At 73.4% G+C, this 17,167-nt stretch carries 13 protein-coding genes and 1 CRISPR repeat array; of the genes, 6 read left to right on the forward strand and 7 right to left on the reverse strand.

Annotation, left to right across the window (positions count from 1 at the left end; all coding sequences use genetic code 11):
• Window position 1 precedes the first annotated feature (1 nt).
• The gene (locus ACRAKJ_RS22230) at window positions 2–295 is read right to left on the reverse strand and encodes an STAS domain-containing protein (protein WP_438919895.1); all 294 of its coding nucleotides are present in this window, start codon (window positions 293–295) and stop codon (window positions 2–4) included.
• The gene (locus ACRAKJ_RS22235; protein WP_438919894.1) at window positions 292–4,365 is read right to left on the reverse strand and encodes a SpoIIE family protein phosphatase; all 4,074 of its coding nucleotides are present in this window, start codon (window positions 4,363–4,365) and stop codon (window positions 292–294) included. The genes ACRAKJ_RS22230 and ACRAKJ_RS22235 overlap by 4 nt, the downstream gene beginning before the upstream one ends.
• Window positions 4,366–4,490: 125 nt before the next feature.
• On the opposite strand from ACRAKJ_RS22235, the gene ACRAKJ_RS22240 reads away from it, so the two are divergent.
• The 3 genes from ACRAKJ_RS22240 (at window position 4,491) to ACRAKJ_RS22250 (ending at window position 8,183) form a co-directional block, all read left to right on the forward strand.
• The gene (locus ACRAKJ_RS22240; RefSeq protein ID WP_438919893.1) at window positions 4,491–5,060 is read left to right on the forward strand and encodes a GNAT family N-acetyltransferase; all 570 of its coding nucleotides are present in this window, start codon (window positions 4,491–4,493) and stop codon (window positions 5,058–5,060) included.
• Between the two features lie 76 nt (window positions 5,061–5,136).
• A complete protein-coding gene (locus ACRAKJ_RS22245; RefSeq protein WP_438919892.1) occupies window positions 5,137–5,370 on the forward strand; it encodes a hypothetical protein in 234 nt (77 codons plus the stop codon).
• Window positions 5,371–5,904: 534 nt separating this feature from the next.
• A CRISPR array of direct repeats spans window positions 5,905–6,540; the repeat unit is 28 nt; unit sequence GTCTTCCCCGCGCGAGCGGGGGTGGTCC.
• Between the two features lie 419 nt (window positions 6,541–6,959).
• Window positions 6,960–8,183: a SpoIIE family protein phosphatase gene (locus ACRAKJ_RS22250; RefSeq protein ID WP_438919891.1), complete on the forward strand. Its 1,224-nt coding sequence runs from the start codon at window positions 6,960–6,962 to the stop codon at window positions 8,181–8,183.
• 79 nt (window positions 8,184–8,262) lie between these two features.
• On the opposite strand, the gene ACRAKJ_RS22255 is transcribed toward ACRAKJ_RS22250, so the two are convergent.
• The gene (locus ACRAKJ_RS22255) at window positions 8,263–8,712 is read right to left on the reverse strand and encodes a hypothetical protein (protein WP_438919890.1); all 450 of its coding nucleotides are present in this window, start codon (window positions 8,710–8,712) and stop codon (window positions 8,263–8,265) included.
• Window positions 8,713–9,353: 641 nt separating this feature from the next.
• Window positions 9,354–9,824, reverse strand: coding sequence for a nuclear transport factor 2 family protein (locus ACRAKJ_RS22260; protein ID WP_438919889.1), 471 nt, complete (start codon window positions 9,822–9,824; stop codon window positions 9,354–9,356).
• A 211-nt stretch (window positions 9,825–10,035) separates the two neighbouring features.
• Here ACRAKJ_RS22260 and ACRAKJ_RS22265 point away from each other — a divergent pair, with 211 nt between their 5' ends.
• Window positions 10,036–10,662, forward strand: coding sequence for a TetR family transcriptional regulator (locus tag ACRAKJ_RS22265; protein WP_438919888.1), 627 nt, complete (start codon window positions 10,036–10,038; stop codon window positions 10,660–10,662).
• Between the two features lie 473 nt (window positions 10,663–11,135).
• On the opposite strand, the gene ACRAKJ_RS22270 is transcribed toward ACRAKJ_RS22265, so the two are convergent.
• A complete protein-coding gene (locus ACRAKJ_RS22270) occupies window positions 11,136–12,506 on the reverse strand; it encodes a transposase domain-containing protein (RefSeq protein ID WP_438919887.1) in 1,371 nt (456 codons plus the stop codon).
• On the opposite strand from ACRAKJ_RS22270, the gene ACRAKJ_RS22275 reads away from it, so the two are divergent.
• A complete protein-coding gene (locus tag ACRAKJ_RS22275) occupies window positions 12,487–12,669 on the forward strand; it encodes a hypothetical protein (RefSeq protein WP_438919886.1) in 183 nt (60 codons plus the stop codon). The genes ACRAKJ_RS22270 and ACRAKJ_RS22275 overlap by 20 nt on opposite strands.
• Before the next feature lie 124 nt (window positions 12,670–12,793).
• Here ACRAKJ_RS22275 and ACRAKJ_RS22280 read toward each other — a convergent pair whose 3' ends face one another.
• Together ACRAKJ_RS22280 and ACRAKJ_RS22285 are read right to left on the reverse strand one after the other, a co-directional pair.
• A complete protein-coding gene (locus tag ACRAKJ_RS22280; protein ID WP_438919885.1) occupies window positions 12,794–13,390 on the reverse strand; it encodes a LuxR C-terminal-related transcriptional regulator in 597 nt (198 codons plus the stop codon).
• On the reverse strand, window positions 13,387–13,989 hold the full coding sequence (locus tag ACRAKJ_RS22285) for a LuxR C-terminal-related transcriptional regulator (protein WP_438919884.1): 603 nt from the start codon (window positions 13,987–13,989) through the stop codon (window positions 13,387–13,389). Before ACRAKJ_RS22285 ends, ACRAKJ_RS22280 begins: the two co-directional genes overlap by 4 nt.
• 231 nt (window positions 13,990–14,220) lie before the next feature.
• On the opposite strand from ACRAKJ_RS22285, the gene ACRAKJ_RS22290 reads away from it, so the two are divergent.
• Complete coding sequence (locus ACRAKJ_RS22290; protein WP_438919883.1) at window positions 14,221–17,052, forward strand: type 2 lanthipeptide synthetase LanM family protein; 2,832 nt, start codon at window positions 14,221–14,223, stop codon at window positions 17,050–17,052.
• Window positions 17,053–17,167: the final 115 nt, after the last annotated feature.

Below are 17,167 nucleotides of genomic sequence, written 5' to 3' on the forward strand. Positions count from 1 at the left end.
TTCAGCGCTGCACGACGGTGGTCAGCTCGGTCAGCCCGCAGATGCGCAGGACCGGCAGCAGCAGGCGGCCGGCGATGAGGCGGATGTCCTCCGCGTGCGCGAACAGGGCGTTGAGGGCCGCGCTGTCGAGGTAGTCGACCCCGGTCAGGTCGACCGTCAGCGGTGTGCCCGCGGTGAGCCCCTCGGTCAGCGCGTCGGCGAACTCGGCGACGTTGGACAGGTCGATCTCGCCGGTCGCGGTCAGCGTCGGCGAGCCGTCGACCCCTCGGGAGTGGGTCACGGTCAGATCGGTCATGTGATCCTCGTGTGCATCTCGACGGTGGTGCCGGCGGCACCGTGGTGGACGGCGACGTCCCGCATCAACGCCCGGATGAGCGGGATACCCCGTCCCCGGTAGGTGTTCACCCGCGGCGCCCTCCACCGGCCGCCGTCCGCCACGGTGAGGCGCAGCTCGTCACCGTCGAGGGACACCCGCAGCCGGACCGTGCCGTCCGCGCCGCCCCGGTAGGCGTGCTCCACGGCGTTCGCGCACGCCTCGCCGGCGGCGAGCAGCACGGTGTGCTCCTGGTCCTCGGTCAGCTCGCAGCTGCGCAGCCAGGCGCGCAGGGCGTGCCGGACGGGGGCGAGCTGCGCGGTGTGGGCGGCGAAGTCCACGGTCAGCGGCGCGGGGTGCCGGTAGACGAGCAGGGCCACGTCGTCCTCGAACCCGCCGGGCGGGGCGAGGTCGGTCATCAGGCGGGTGGCGAGGGCGTCCACCGAGGCGGCCCGGCCGTCCCGCACGACGGCGCCCACGTCGGCGATGCCGTCGTCCAGCGCGCGGCGGCGGCGCTCCACCAGGCCGTCGGTGTAGAGCACGAGGGTCGAGCGCCCGGGGACGGCGGTCCGCGCCTCGGTGCGCGCCCGGTCGGGGCGCACGGCCAGCGGGATGGACCGGCCGCCGTCGAGGAGGCGGGTGGTGCCGTCGTGGTGCACGAGCACGCCGGGCGGGTGGCCGGCCGCCGAGTGCACCAGTTCGCCCGTGGCCGGGTCGAGCACCGCGCAGAACACGGTCGTGGACAGGGCGCCCGGCAGCGTCGCGGCGAACCGGTCCAGCGCGCCGAGCGCCTGGGCCGGCGACGGGTCGCGCAGCAGCAGCGCCCGGCACGCGCTGCGCAGCTGCCCCATCACGGTGGCCGCCTCCAGCCCGTGGCCCACGCAGTCGCCGACGACGATGCCGATCCGCCCGTCGGGCAGCCCGATCGTGTCGTACCAGTCGCCGCCGACCTTCAGCGGGCGCGTCGCGGGCTCGTAGCGCACCGCGAAGCCGTCGGGCAGGTGCGACGGGCCGAGGATCGCCCGCTGGAGGGCCAGCGCCGTCTCGCGCTGCTGGTCCATCTGGTGCACCCGGTGCAGGCCCTGCCCGAGGTGGCCGGCCAGCAGCGCCAGCAGGGTCCGGTCCTCGGCGGAGCACGGCCGGTGCTCGCCCAGGTCGATCCACAGCACGAGCGCGCCGCGCGGGTGGTCCAGCGCGATGCCGGCCGCGCCCGTGCCGTCGACGCGGGTGGTCAGCGCGGGTCCGGCGCCCAGGGCGAGGGTGGCGTCGCGCAGCGCGGCGGGCAGGTCCTCCCAGCGGGCGGGGCCGTCGGAGGCCACCACCTCGGGCGGGTCGGCGGCCACCGCGACGGCCAGGACGCGCCGGGCGTCCCACAGCGACCGCAGCTCGTCCACCGCGCCCCGGACCGCCTCGCCCAGGCTGTCCGCCCGCGACAGGCGCACGCTGAGCGCCGCCAGCGCCAGGTCGCGCTGCACGGCGTAGTGCTGGGCGGTGACGTCGCGGAACGTGCCGACGATCACCTGCCGGCCGGTGTCCGGGTCCTTGACCCGGCTGAACGCGGCGGCCACCCACAGCCGGTGGCCGTCGCGGTGGGTCACCGGGATGGTCGCGGCCCCCCGGCCCTCCTCCAGCATCCGGGAGACGGCCCGGTCGGCGCGGGCCAGCGCCTCGGGCTCCGCGCCGGGCGCCAACCACCACGGGTGGCGCGGCGCGTACGGCAGCCCCTCGGGGCCGTAGCCGAGGATGTCGGTGAACGCGGCGTTGACCTCGACGACCGCGCCGTGCTCGTCGCAGACGAAGAAGCCCTCCTGCAACGAGTCGATCAGCGCCGAGCGCCACGCCGCGTGGCGGTTGCGCAGCCGCGCCAGCCGCACGGTGGTCCGCACGCGGGCCAGCAGCTCGGCCGCCGAGAACGGCTTGACGAGGTAGTCGTCCGCGCCTGCGTCCAGGCCCTCGATGGACGCCTCCTGCCCGGCGCGCGCGGACAGCAGGAGCACCGGCACGCCGGCCGTGCGCGGGTCGGCGCGCAGCGCGGCGACCAGCTCCAGCCCGTCCAGCCGGGGCATCATCACGTCGCTGACCACCAGGTCCGGCGGGGACGCGCGCGCCGCGTCCAGCGCCGCCCGGCCGTCGACGGCGGTGGTGACGCGGTAGCCGGGCGCGAGGAGTCGCCGCAGGTAGTCGCGCATGTCGGCGTTGTCGTCGGCGACCAGGACGCGGGCGGGTCCCTCGTCGCCCGCCGCCGGGACGTGCCGCGGCAGCGGGCCGTCCACCTCGGCCGCGGCGTCGTCGGCGGGCAGCAGGCGCAGGGCCTCCCGCACGAACGGCTCGGCGGCGGCCGACACGGTGACGGGACCGGCGAGGTGCACGACGTCGTCGGCGGGCAGGTGCGCGGAGCCGAACGGCAGGCGGACGGTGAACGCCGTGCCCCGCCCCTCGGTGCTGGTCGCGGTGACCACCCCGCCGTGCAGGCCGACCAGCTCGCGGACCAGCGCGAGGCCGATGCCGCTGCCCTCGTGGGAGCGGGCGCGGGTGTTGCCGACGCGGTGGAAGCGCTCGAACAGCCGCGGCACCTCCGCCTCGGGCACGCCCACCCCGGTGTCGGCGACGGTCAGCACGGCGTGGTCGCCGTCCTGGCGCAGCACGACCCGCACCGAGCCGTCGAACGTGAACTTGAGGGCGTTGCTGAGCAGGTTCAGCACCACCTTCTCCCACAGCTCGCGGTCCACGTGCACCGGCCGGTCCAGGGGTGGGCAGTCCACCTCGAAGGCCAGGCCCGCGCGCTCCACGGCGGAGCGGAAAACGGCGGCCAGCTCGGTGGTGAACGCGGCCAGGTCGAGCGGCTCGTAGCGGGCCCGGAGCCGACCGGCCTCGATGCGGGAGAAGTCGAGCAGGGTGTTGACGAGCTTGCCCAGCCGCAGCCCGTTGCGGTGCACGGCCTCCAGCTCCTCGCGGGCCGGGTCGTCGGCGGGCAGCCGGTCGCGCAGCTCCGCCACCGGCCCCATGATCAGGGTGAGGGGGGTGCGGAACTCGTGGCTGATGTTGGAGAAGAACGCGGTCTTGGCGCGGTCCAGCTCGGCCAGCTCCTCGGCCCGCCGCTGCTGGGCCTCGTAGGCGAGCGCGCCGTTGACCAGGGACGCGGTCTGCCGGGCCACGAGCTGGAGGAACGACTCGTACGCCTCGTCCAGCGCCCGCGCGGCCCCCGCCGCCAGCACGATCGCGCCGACCGGCGCGCCGCCCGCGTCACCGGGCAGCGGCAGCACGACGGCCTCGGTGGGCCGGGTCCGCCAGTCGCCGGCCGGCACCTCGCCCGCCAGGTCGCGCAGCACGACCGGCCGGCCGGTGCGCAGCACCTCGCGGACCGGCCACGGCTGGTCGACCCGCGCCCCGGCGGGGGTCGTGGCCACCGGCTCGTCCTCGCGGTCGTCGCCGGTCGCGAGGTGGATCGCGGCGAACGGCACGTCGCGGCTCGACCGCTCCAGCACCCGCGCCACCAGCTCGCACGCCTCGACGGCGCCGCGCGCCCCGCCGGCCAGCGCGCCGAGGTCCTGGAGCACGGCGAGCCGCCGTTCGCCGACGACCCGCTCGGTGGTCTCGCTGACGGCGGTGAACACGCCGCGCACCACGCCGTCGTCGTCGTGCAGGGGGCTGTAGGAGTAGGTCCAGTAGGTCTCCTCCCAGTAGCCGTGGCGCGCCATCGGCAGCAGGAGGTCCTCGGACCAGGTGGCCTCGCCGGAGTCCATGACGGACCGCAGCATCGGTCCGATGGTGGGCCAGATCTCGCTCCACACCCGCTCCCCCGGCTTGCCCAGGGCGGGGTGCTTGCCGCCGAGCAGCGGGAGGTAGGCGTCGTTGTAGAGGAACGTGAGCTCCTCGCCCCACCAGACGATCATCGGGAACCGCGAGGTCAGGCAGATGCGCACGGCGGTGCGCAGGGTCGCCGGCCACGTGTCGGGTCCCGCGCCCCCCGGCCAGGGGTGGGCGCGCATCCGCCCCGCCATCTCGCTGCCGCCGGGGAACAGCAGCTCGGCCCGTGGTCGACTCTCCGGCACCCCGGCATCTTGCCCGGTACCGGGGAGATCCACATGATGAGCGACGCCGCGCCCGCCCGGTGGGTGGTGACCGGGAGGAGCATGGTGACCGTGCGTATTCGTGACGACACGTCGACGGCCCCGCGGTGACCCCCGTCGTGCCCGGCGGGTGGCCCGGTGACGCGGAGGTGCGCACGGCGCGCCTGCGCCTCGAACCGGTGCGCGCGGCGCACGCCGCGGCGATGGCCGCGGTGCTGGCCGACCCCGCGCTGTACGAGGTGACCGGCGGCGACCCGCCCGACGTGGCCGACCTGGAGCGCCGGTACCGGCGGTGGGAGCGGCCGGTGTCCGACGACGGTCGGGAGGGGTGGCTGAACTGGGTGGTGCTGGCCGGCGGGGAGGCGGTGGGCACCGTGCAGGCGACCACGTGGTCCACCGGGGCCGGGCCGGCCGCCGAACTGGCGTGGGTGGTGGGCGTGCCGTTCCAGCGGCGCGGGTACGCGACCGAGGCCGTGGGCGGGGTGCTGGCGTGGCTGCGGGAGCGCGGGGTGCGGGAGGTGCTGGCGCACGTGGCGCCGGGGCACGCGGCGAGCGAGGGCGTCGCGCGGCGGGTGGGGCTGCGGCCCACCGGCGAGTTCCGCGACGACGGCGAACAGCTCTGGCACCAGGTCCAACACGTGGATGCGGGATTCCTCCCACCACGGCCGGCGGTGTGACCGGCCCGTCCACACCCACCGCCGCGTGCACCCCACGCTCCTCCGTGGTGGGACCGATCCCCAGGAGGAGGTCACCGTGGGTGAGCGCATGGTGCCGAGCCTCGCGGCGGACCGGGACTGCGACTCGCTTGTGAACCGTGGACGGAAGGAGCTTCGCGACAAGTTCCGCGACTTGCTTGAGCAGGCCGGCGGGACCGGACGGCGGCCTCCCGGTGTTATCGCCCTGGCGAGGGCAACCGGTGTGTCCAGGTGGCGGGTGGAAATCACGCTTGCCGAACTGCGCGGCATCGCCAGGCGTCCTGCTGCGTGAAGTGGAGACGGGGTGGCGATGGCCGACTGGCGATCGTGTCGCCTTGCAGGGCATCGCGGGCGCCGTCGTCAGAGGTGGCGATCGGCGGGGTTGGACGGGAACAGAGGTTGAGGTGAGCCCAAGTCTGGGCCAGTCAGGTCTTGCCAATCCCGCAGGTCCCGCCAATCGCGGAGATTACCGCCCTACCACCGGTCCTCGGCTGCCGTCATCCGCGGAGGAATCTCGGTGAGGGCGTGGTCAAGTGCGGCCAACTGATCAACGCGGCCGACGAACCCCGCCGGTCGGGACCGAGCTGCCGTGGGGTGGGCGCGGGGTCGGAGTGGGGGTGGACCGCGCAGGTTACTGTCGAAAGCGGGATCGGCGATCACCCGCCGGAACACCGTATCGCCGGTCCGTCGCCTCAACATGCTGACTTCGCAGGGAACGACGCGAGAGGACCGACGTCAGCCGCATCACCCGACCACCGATATTCGACACTGGAACGAACCGAATAAAAAAGGACACCATGGCCTGTAAAGTCGCTGGTCATGAAGTGTCTTCCCCGCGCGAGCGGGGGTGGTCCTTCCTCCCGGGAAACCACCAGGGCGGGGAGGGGGTCTTCCCCGCGCGAGCGGGGGTGGTCCCATCGACCCGAGGACGTGGCCGTGATGGCACCCGTCTTCCCCGCGCGAGCGGGGGTGGTCCCAGCGGCGACGACGAGGACGGTACGCCCAACGTGTCTTCCCCGCGCGAGCGGGGGTGGTCCGTTGGTGTGCCCGTAGTAGCCGCCACCGGGCAGGTCTTCCCCGCGCGAGCGGGGGTGGTCCGGAGCTGATCGACAGGCACTGGCTGCGCCCGGTGTCTTCCCCGCGCGAGCGGGGGTGGTCCTGGACAGTCCGTCCGCGGTAACCGCGCCGGGCAGTCTTCCCCGCGCGAGCGGGGGTGGTCCGGCGCCCACGCCGTCACCCTCACCGCGAACACCGTCTTCCCCGCGCGAGCGGGGGTGGTCCCCGGCTCGCCGTGTCCGGCGCGGCCCTCAACCTGTCTTCCCGCGCGAGCGGGGGTGGTCCCGGGCGCACCGCGTTCGCCCGCGGCGAGCGTGAGTCTTCCCCGCGCGAGCGGGGGTGGTCCAGACACCCTTGGCTGCCCCGCCTGCGGACTTCGTCTTCCCTGCGCGAGCGGGGGTGGTCCGGCGGAGACCACGTCGGCCCCGCTCAGGGCTCGGGTTCGCGATACCGTCGTGCTTCCTGGCGGCGGTCCGTCCGCTGTAGCTACTGGCGCTGCTGCTGTCGGGCCTGTTGGTCGCGCCGATCTTCATCAACACCTTTCTACTGGTGGACAAGAAGATTGCCGTCGATTCCCGCAACGAGGCCGACAACTGGATTTCGGCCAGCACCAATCTTTTCAACGCCGTCATCACGGTGATCGTCGGTACCTACGTCGCAGGAGGTCAATGGATCGCAGCACTCGGCGTGCTCAGCGGGTGCGCAGCAGTGGGTCTGGTGGCCGCCTTGCTGACCCGCGTCCGGTCCGATCGGGCGATCGGACCGCCACCCGCCCTCACCGGCTCGGACGGCGAAACCCGCCTGGCCGTCGCCTACCCTTCACCCGTGTTCGATGACGCTCGCAGCTGGCAGGCGGTGTTCGCGCAGATCGTCAACCGGTCGCACCTGGCGACCGCGGGCGGCCTGCCGGGCATCCTGGACGAGGCGACCGCGTCGGTCGGGATGTCGGCGGAGCTGTACCTGGTCGACCTGGGGCAGCGGGACCTGCGCCCGGTCCGGCCGCGGGGCGGGACGTCGATGTCGATCGAGGCGACGCTGGCGGGGCGGGCGTTCGCGAAGCTGGAGATCGCGGCCTCGACGGCCGAGGACGGGGCGGCGCACCTGTGGGTGCCGGTGCTCGACGGCACCGAGCGCCTCGGCGTGCTGCGGATCGACCTGCCCGCGGGTGCCGATCCGCACGACCGCGTACTGCGCGAACGCTGCTGGGCGCTGGCCGGGCAGGTCGCGCACCTGGTGCTGAGCAAGCAGCTCTACAGCGACCTGTTCCACCGCGTCCGGCGCACCCGCCCGTTGTCGGTGGCCTCCGAGCTGCTGTGGCAGCTGCTGCCGCCGAAGGTGTTCGCCTGCGAACAGGTGGTCATCGCCGCGGCGATGGAGCCCTACGACCAGGTCGGCGGCGACGGCTACGACTACGCCGTGGACGAGGGCCGCGCCTACGTGGCGATCTTCGACGCGATGGGCCACGACCTGCACGCCGGCCTGACCACCTCGATCGCCCTGGCCGCGACCCGCAACGCCCGCCGCGCGGGCGCGGACCTGGTCGGCGCCGCCGAGCTGGCCGACGACACCATCGCCGCGCACCGCCCGTCCGACTCGTACTCCTACGCCACGGCCTTCCTGGCGCACCTGGAACTCGACAGCGGCGAACTGCACTACCTCAACGCCGGGCACCCGCCGCCCGCGGTGCTGCGCGACGGACGGGTGGTGCGGCTGCTCGACGCCCCCGGCCGCACCCCGCTGGGCCTGGGCGAGATGAACACCACCAAGCCCGTCGTGCTGCGCGAGCAGCTCGAACCCGGCGACCGGGTGCTGTTCTACAGCGACGGCGTGGTCGAAGCCCGCAACCCGCGAGGCCAACAGTTCGGCCTGGACCGGCTCGTGGACCTCACCGAACGCCACGAGGCAGCCGGCCTGCCCGCCCCGGAGACACTGCGCCGCGTCGTGCGCGCCGTGCTCGACCACCAGGGCGGACAGCTCCAGGACGACGCCACCCTGCTGATGCTGGAGTGGACCACCACCGACCAGGCCACCCTCCTGCCCGCTCTGTAACCCGCCCCGCCGGTACCGACGCCTCGGCGCGGCACTCCGCCGAGGCGAGCTGCTCGAACCCGGCCACCACACAGCCGCTTCAACCATCCGCCGCGTGATCAACGCCTGTACGTACCGCCCGCGCCCGGACGTGACACCGGTACCTCGTGGCGGCGGTTCCCCTGACTTCGCCTGGCCGGTCCGCCAACGCGGTGAGCGCCTCGCGGTCGTCCGGACTCAGCGCGCCGCAGGTACCGGCCAGCACCGTGCGCAGATCTGCGGCGCGCTCGCCGAGGTCCAGCGCGTCCAGCGGCGCGGCGCGCAGCTCCTCGACCAACTCCTCCACCGGGTGGTCCTCCGCCCGGGCGGCGACGATGCCCAGCGCCAGTGGCAGGCCCGCGCAGTGCCGGATCAGTTCGTCCACCGGGCCGGGCAACCGGGCAGGTGGCTTTCGGCGGCGGCAGCCGGAGTGGCCATCCTCCCAACCGAAGCCGCCGCCGTCGCCGCCGCTGCCAGTGCCGTGCGAATCGTTGAATCCGCAGGTCAGCACGGCCGTACCCCGACCATGTCCGGCCCCGCAGGTGGCGCCGAGCGGGCGGTGAAGGTACCGACGGGGTTCCGATGAAGCCGAGAACGTCGTCCCCGCCGATGGCGACGTTGGTGTCGACGCAAGTTTTCACGTGAACGCACTTCTGACCGATGTCGAACGACGCGGTGCGGGGCGGGCCCAGGTGGTGGCCCGGACCGTGTTGTCACCACGCGGTCCACGGCCTGCTGGACCAGGGCGTCGAGCTGTTGGAATGCGCGCGACGCCTGGGCGTGTCGCTCAACACGGTCAAGCGCTACGCCCGCGTCCCCTCTGATGGTGGACAAGCAAACGAAGCTTCCGGCGATGGCCTCGCCCTTGGTAGGAAGTCGTCCACCAGGAGCTTCGTTACGCTTGCGGCCCGCACCACCCGGTTGGAAACGACTTGGTCATGGAGGCATCTCAGTGGTGGCCGTGGCTGACGAGGGCATCGCCGGTCTCCTGCCGGGCACCGGTTCTCGTCGAAACCGCTCCGGAAGTCCAAGCGGTGTTTCCGGCGTACCGACTGGCACGACGGCATCGGTCGAGGTCGTGCGATCCCTTCCGCCCGCTCCGCGGCGCGGGGGTTCTGGACAGCCGACGCGCCGGCGCCTCCCGGTCGGGGGCTACACCCCTGTGGCAGCCGTCTCGGCGGCCTCGATCGCCGACTTGAAGTCGGGGGCGGCTCCGATCTGGGCGAGCATCACGCTCGTCGCGTTGTAGCAGTTGAACCTAGCGATCTTCCCCTCACGGAGGTACCAGAGGTCCGCCGCCGGCATGTCGATGCGCCTACCGGTCGGGCGGATGTCGCCGATCGGGGTCGGGAACCCGCCGAGGTGCGTTCCCTGGATCCGCAGTTCGACGGCAACGACATCGCCGAGCGCGCGGACTTCGAGCAGTTCGCGGTGGATGTCGGGAAAAATGCCGGCGAGGCCCGTCAACGCCTGAGGGATCTGGTCCCCGCGGAAGGTCTGGGAATTCGGCACGTCGTTGAACGTCCCGTCCTCGGTGAACAAGGCGTGAAAACCGGCTCCGTCGAGGACGTTCCCTTCCGCCAGTCGGTACGCCTCGCGGACGATCTCTTCGTTGCTCTTCACTTCTACTCTCCTGTGATTCTTCGCATCGCTGTAGGGAACAAGTCGCCGCCGCCCGGGCGGCGGCGCGGGCCCAGGGGCTCGCGGGCGGCCCGGGGTCGGGTGACGACGCTGTCCGCCAGGGCGACGACGCCTCCGACGTGGTCTTTCCGATGCGCGCCCAGTCAAGCTAGCAAGTTTTTGACCATATGGTCAATAACGTAAGCTGGCTCACGTGCCTCGTCCCCGCAAGTTCCGCGAGAGTGATGTCATCAGCAACGCCAGCGAGGTGTTCGCCGTGCGCGGCCTCGCCGCTGCGACACTGGATGACCTGGTGCGGGCGACCGGCCTGGGGAAGCAGAGCCTGTACAACGCGTTCGGCGGGAAGCGGGAGTTGTTCTTCCGGGCGCTCTCCGAGGATCGGGAGGAGGCGACGCGCGCCGTCTCGGAAGCGCTCGGGCACGATGGCGCTTCGCCACTAGAACGAATTCGGGGTCACCTGCTCACGATGGCGATCGAGTTCAGCAGCAGTGATCGGCGGGTCTCGCTCACCACGCGTGCGCTGGTCGAATCGACCGGTGAGGAGGATCCGCTCTCGACGGCCACGAAGGCCGGCATCGAACAGCTCGCCGGGATCTACGCCCGATGCCTGGAACACGCTCGGGAGAACGGGGATCTCGCGGAGGACGTGAACGTGCAGTCGCTGGCGCTCTACTTCGTCGCCGTCACCCGGGGGATGGAGTTGCTCGGCCGCGCCGGTGTCGGCCGCGGCGTTCTCACCGCGGTCGCACTCGACGCGCTTCGCGCGCTCCGCGGTCAGCGCATGGAAGAGGCCGGTGATCGCCCGTCCGTGCGGGAGTGACCGCCGACGTCCGGCCGCTGCCGAGGTGAACCCCCTTCGGCAGGTCCGCACACCCTCCGCCGGGTCGGTTGTCACCGGTCGTGGAAGTCGCTGTGATCCGGCTGGACATCGAGCACCTGCCCGGTACGGCGACACCGAAACCGTTGTGGCTCTGGTGCTCGACGACCGGTCGGGAAGCCACACCCACCGCGGCCCGGATGGATCGGTTGTGGCAGACGTTCCTGCTTCGGTTCGATCTGGAACACGGGACTTGGGACTTCACCCAATGCCGGGTAGTTAAGGATTTCCGTTCTCCTGCAAGGAAGTCGGCGACCAGGTCGTGGCGGCATAGAGACCGGGGTCGATCTTGTGGATGAATCGGCTGTCGGCCCATCGGGAGAGCTGTCTGTACATGGTGTCGAGGGTGGTGTCGCCGAAGTGGAGCGCGATGTCGCGGGGTCGCCAGAGACGGGTGGGATCTTCCTGCAGCAGGATCAGAATCCGGTGCCTGCGACGCTCGGCGGGGGTGATGTTGCGGTCGTCCCGGGAAGCGGTGGGCAGCGCGGGCTGCGGGTGCTCACCCGTGGCCGTCGGGACGGGAGGAGCGCGGCCAGGACCCGACGCGCGATGACCCCGGCGTGTCCGGTGTCGTCGGAGACGATGCCGGCTGCCTGGACGACCTGGTCGCGGGCGGCGTGCAAGGCGATGGTGAACCCGCAGCGGTCCGGGTCGGTGCCGGGCCGGGACTCAGCGGCGTCGACCATGACGGTGCGCAGGAGTTGGTGGAGCGTGAGCAGGGACCACATCTCCTGCTCGAGCCCGGCCGGGTCGCCCGAGCGCAGGACGCGTCCGCCGGTGATCGTGTGGCGCAGGGCGTAGTACGCCGATTCGTGTTCCCACCGCTGGTGGTAGAGGGCGACCAGGACGGCGGCCGGGTAGCGGCGGGCGTCGGTCAGGGTCGTGACCAGCCGATAGGTGCCGGTGAACGTGGTCCCGCCTGCCATGGTCACGGTGATCCGCGCGTCGACGACCCGCACCCGCACGGCGCCGATCGTGGACAGGTAGGAGCCGTCGACGAGACGGGCCAGGACGGGGATGCGCCGGTTGTCGCGCAGCCGTCCCAGGATCTTCGCGCCGGTGGCGTGCACGTCGGCGAGGAAGGCGTTGCTGTCGAAACCCTTGGCCCACAACACCACCATGTCCGGGGTGAGAAGGTGCGGCAGGCGTCTGGCGTAGTCGGTCTCGCCCTCGCGGGTGGGGCCGAACACCGCGCCGATCAGCGCTCTCGTGCCGGTCTCGACCAGTGTCATCAGCTCCACCAGGGGGTAGCCGCCGTTGCCCGGGGAATCGAGCCAGGCCCGGTTACGGGCGGTGTCGGGGACCCTGATCGAGCTGCAGCCGTCGAAGGAGACCATGCGGTAGGTCCCGAACCGGACACCGGGCGTGCAAGGTTGGGCCAGCGGCCCGGACAGCACCTTGAACAGGCGGCGCATCGGCGCGCCGCCGAGTCTGCGACGCAGATCCCGCAAGGCTTTCGCCGACGGCTCGGCCACCGCGAGACCGGCCAGTCCTCCGATCAGCTTCTGCCAGACCAGCCGGTAGCCGACCTCCGGGAACAGGCACATCGCCAACAGGAAGTAGATGGGGCTTGACCCGTCTTGACGGACATCCTGATCCTCACCCCGTCCGTCAGGACGGGTCGACCCCAGACCCGTTCGCTTCGACCTTGGGTCGTGGTACGCAGACACGAGCAACCGATGAGACCTGCCCGAACGCCACGGGCCGCGGAAGACGGTCCACGACCGGTTCCGGCGCCGGTCGCGCGACGGCACCCTCACCGCACTCGTGACGAAGGTCCGCGTCATCGCCGAGGCGATCGACGAACTCGACCGCGAGGTCGCCAGAGCCCGCCGCACGACCACCACCGCATCCCGCACAGGGGTGGTCGGGGCGTGCGGCGGGCACGGCGAGCCAGGTGATCGCGCCATCGGCCGCTCCCGCGGCGGACCCACCACCAGGACCACCTGACCTGCGACGGCCGCGGCCGAACCGGGTGATCGCGGACAAGGGCTGCTCCAGCCGCGCCATCCGCTCCCACCTGCGCCGGCGCCGCATCCCGGCCACCGTGCTCATCCGGCTTCGAGGGCAGGTACTAGATGAGGCCGGAGCGGACCGCGGCGGCTACGGCGTGGGCTCGGTTGCGGGCGTTGAGGCGGGTCATCAGCTCGTAGATGACGTTCTTGACGGTGTGGGCCGAGCAGGACAGCGAGTGGGCGATGGTGGCGTTGTCCAAGCCGTCGGCCATGAGGTGGAGCACGACGACCTGGCGGTCGGTGAGGGCGGGCAGGTGTCGTGGTTTCGTGAGCATGCCCCGACCGACGACCCGGACCAGGAGGTCGTGGGGCAGGCGACCGTCGCCGTCGTGGAGGGAGTGCAGGGTGTTGAGCAGGCGGGTGGGGGTGGCGTGGGCGGAGCGGAGGAGGGCGTCCGCGCCTGCCCGCACCGCCCGGGCGGCTTCGGCCGGGGAGAAGGTCTCGGCGATGACCAGTACCCGGCGGGTGGTGGGGCGGCCCGAGGCGTCGAGGGCTTCGTCGACCGTGCGGGCGGCGGCCAGGACCACCGGGGCGGAGGCGTGCTCGGGGGTGGGGGCGATGGCTATGCCGGCCTGTCGCAGCGTGGCGAGCAGGCGGTCGCGGGAGGTCGGGTCCGGGGTCCGGAGGCACACGCACAGGAGGTCGACGGCGGTCATAACAGGCCCGTCCGCAGGGCGTAGGCCACCGCGTGGGCGCGGTTGCGGAGGCGGAAGCGGTTGGTGATGTCGTGGACCACGCTCACCACGGTGCGCGCCGAGTAGGACAGTTCACGGGCGATCTCCTCGGTTTCGCGGCCTTCGGCGACCAGGCGCAGGACGCTGCGCTCGCGGTCGCTGAGAGCCGACGCCTTCCGGTCGGTCGTGGTGGAGGCGGTCGTCACCAGCCTGCCCAGCATGTCCGGCGGAACCGTGGAGTCGCCGCTCGCGGCGGCGAGCACGGTACGCGCCAGCCTGCCCGCGGTGGCCTCGGAGCGACGGAGCAGCCCGCGGGCGCCCGCGGCGATCGCGTGCAGCGCCTCGTGCGGCGCCACGTCGGTCGCCACCAGCACCACCTCGGGCCGGTGGTCCGCGCCGCGCACGGCGCGCACGAGGTCCAGGCCCTGTTCGCCGATGTCGTCGACGATGACCACGGTGACCGCGGCCGGCCGGCCGGGCAGCACGACGACGAGGTCGGGACAGCTGTGCAGCGCCGCTATCGCCCCGGCTTCCAGCATCGGGTCGAGCGCCACCGCGTTGACCGGCACCGGTTCACCCATCGATTCCTCCTCAACCGTCCATCAAAACCCCCGGCTACAGGATCGGCGGTCGGCGGTCGACCACGCATCGGTCCCGTTCCCGTACTTTCGCGTGGACCGGCTGAGCTGGGCGGACATCCGCCGTTGCGCCATCCGTGGCGACGGCGCGCCGCATGCGGGAGCGGGCCGGCGCAAGAGTGTGGGGGTCGGACACGCATGACCGCGCAACACACCGGTGGCAGGCTCTTCGGCATGCCGAAGCCTGTCCACCCGACCACCGCGGCCGTCCTTCCCGAGGCGTGGTGGTTGCCGGGTCTGGCCCCTCATGAACGCGGCGGGCACGCCACCTCCGGGTCCGCCGCTCGACAGGACGACCGCCGAATCGCGCTCCCCCGCGGCTGCACCGAGCCCGGACCGGGTCCCGGGACCGCGTGTGACGAGCTGCTCGGTGGTCCTCCCACCGGGGTGCGCCGCCCGGACTGGGCGGCCACGGTGGAGCGGGTCGTGCGCCGGGCGGCACCGGTGAGGACGGCGGTCGAGCTGGGCGGGACCTGGCGCGCGGCGTTCACCCGCGTGTTGCGGCCGTTCACCGACGACGCCGTCGCCCGGATCACCGAGGGCTCCGGCGCAGCGGCCCCGCCGGGGGTGCTGGCAAGTACCGGCACCGCCCTCGGCGATCGCCTCGTCGACATCGCCGCTCGCACGCTCGTCACCGAACTGCGGCGGTCGCGGGCCGGGGACGAGAGGAGCGCCCGCCCCTGGACGGGGCTCCCCGGCTTCACCCGCCACCTCAGCTCCCCCGCCGGGCTGGCCGAACTGGTGACCACCTACCCGGTGCTGGCCCGACTGCTCGCGCAGGCGTGCGACCGCACCGCCGTGGCGACGCTGGACCTGCTCGACCGCCTCGCCGCCGACCGCGCGCTCGTGGTCGACTCCCTGCTCGGCGGCACGGACCCCGGCCCGGTCGCCGCGCTCGTCCCCGGGGACCGGCACGGCGGTGCCCCACCACCGGTGCTGGTGCGGTTCGCCGACGGCAACCGCGTCGTCTACCACTCGCACGACGTGCTGGCGCAGGTTCGCGTGGGGGAGTTCGTGGGCCTGCTCGCCGGGGTGGTCCCCGACTTCCGCGTCCGCGCCGCGCGGGCCCTGCCCCGACCGGGGTACGGCTGGTCGGAGTTCGTGGCCGGGAACGGCGTTCCCGACGCTTCGGCAGCCGGCCGCTTCCACCGCGGACAAGGCGCGCTCCTGGCGCTGCTGCACCTGTTGCGGGCGACCGGCCTGCACCACACCAACGTGGTCGCCGACGGTGACACACCGGTGCTCGTCGACGTCCAGGCGCTGTTCGACCCCGACGTGGCCCCGTCGCCCGACCACGACCCGGCCGAGGAGGCGCTGCGGGCCTCGGTGCACCGCATCGGTCTGCTCACCGGCCCGGCCGGTCGGCCCTCGACCCCCGGCGACCACCGATCCGCGCTGCTGACCGGTTTCCGGCAGGCCTACGACGCCATCACGGCCTACCGCGGCACTTTCGCCGAGGCCATCGCGGCCTGCGCCGACATCGACGTGCGGGTGCTCGCCAGACCGGTCGCGCACTACCGCGCGGTGCTGGACGAGACCACGCGCCCGGAGGTGCTGCGCGACGCGCTCGACCGGGACCGGGTGCTGTCCGCGCTGGTGGCGGACCGGACCGGGATCCCGGCCCAGCTCGCCGACCACGAGGTCACCGCCCTGCGGAACGGCGAGGTGCCGGTGTTCACCGCGTCCGCCGGTCGCGGTCGGCTGCGCGCGCCCTCGGGCGCGCCGCTGCCCGTTCCTCTCCCCCGGTCCGGCGTCGCCGCGTCGATCGACACGTTGTCCGGGCTGGACGAGGTGGACCGCGCGAACCAGGAGTGGATCATCTCGGCGGCGCTGGCCACCCGCCACCGCGTGACAGCGCACCCGACCGCCGCGCCGATCGCCGCGCCGCGCGTCGGGCCGGTGGTCCACCCCGACCAGCTCATCGCGGCGACCTGCGCCGTCGCCGACCGGCTCGTCGTGCGCGCCTTCGGCGGGGACCGGGTGAACTGGCTCGGTGTCGAAGCGGTCGCGGACCGCCGGTGGTCGCTGTCGCCGCTGGGCGTCAGCCTCGGCAACGGCAGCCTCGGCGTCGCCGTGTTCCTGGCCCAGCTCGCCGCCGTCACCGGCGTCGCCCGCTACGCCGACCAGGCCGTGCGCGCCGTCGCGGGCACCACGGGGATGGTCGACGCGTTCGCCGGCAGGCCGGACCTCGTCGACGCCGTCGGCTGGGGCGGGCTGGCCGGTCTGGGCGGCGTCGCCTACGGCCTGGGGCGGCTGAGCCTGCTGCTCGACGACCGCGCCCTGCGGCACCGCGCGGCGCGCCTGGTGGCGCTCGCCGACGGGTCGGTGCCCGCGGTGACCGAGCCGGGCTGGGTCGGCGGGCTCGCCGGGTGCCTCGCCGCGATGACCGCCGTGCAGGTCGACCTCGGGCTCGACGGGGCGGGCGAGGTCGCGCGCGGCTGCGCCGATCGGCTCACCCGCCTCGTCGACCGCCCCGACCGGGACCGGGCACGGTTGCCGGTGGCGTTCGCCGACGGGCTCGCCGGGATCGGCTGGGCGCTGGCCACCCTCGGCCCCGAGACCGCGCACCGCGATGCGGGGTCGCGCCTCGGGGCCAGGGTCGCCGAGGACGTGGCCGCGCGCGGCGCCCCGGTGCCGGACGCGTGGTGCCGCGGCGGCGCGGGCGTCGCGCTGGTGGGCGCGGGGACGGCGTTCGCCGACGGTCCGGTGCGCCGGGACCTCTCCCTGTGCCACGGCGAGATGGGGGTGCTGGAGGTGCTGGGCCTGCTCTCGGGGTCGCGGGCGCGCCACGACCCGACGGCCGATGCGCTGCGGCGCCGCACCGGCCAGGTGCTCGACGTCCTGCGCAGGTACGGGCCGGCGTGCGGGGTCCCGGGCACGACGACGACCCCCGGCCTGCTGACCGGGCTCGCCGGCATCGGGTACGGGCTGCTGCGGCTGGCCGCGCCCCGGCGGGTGCCGTCGATCCTGCTGCTGAGCCCCGCGGCGATCACCGCAACGGGATAGCCGACTGCGGCGAAGCGTGAATGTCGCGGACGCGAGCCGGGGCCGGGTCCACGGGTGTTTCCGGTGCGCCGGTCGGTGGTAGTGAATTGCTGCCTGCGGACGCCCCGGAATCGCT

It is taken from the genome of Saccharothrix sp. DSM 118769, assembly GCF_052936295.1.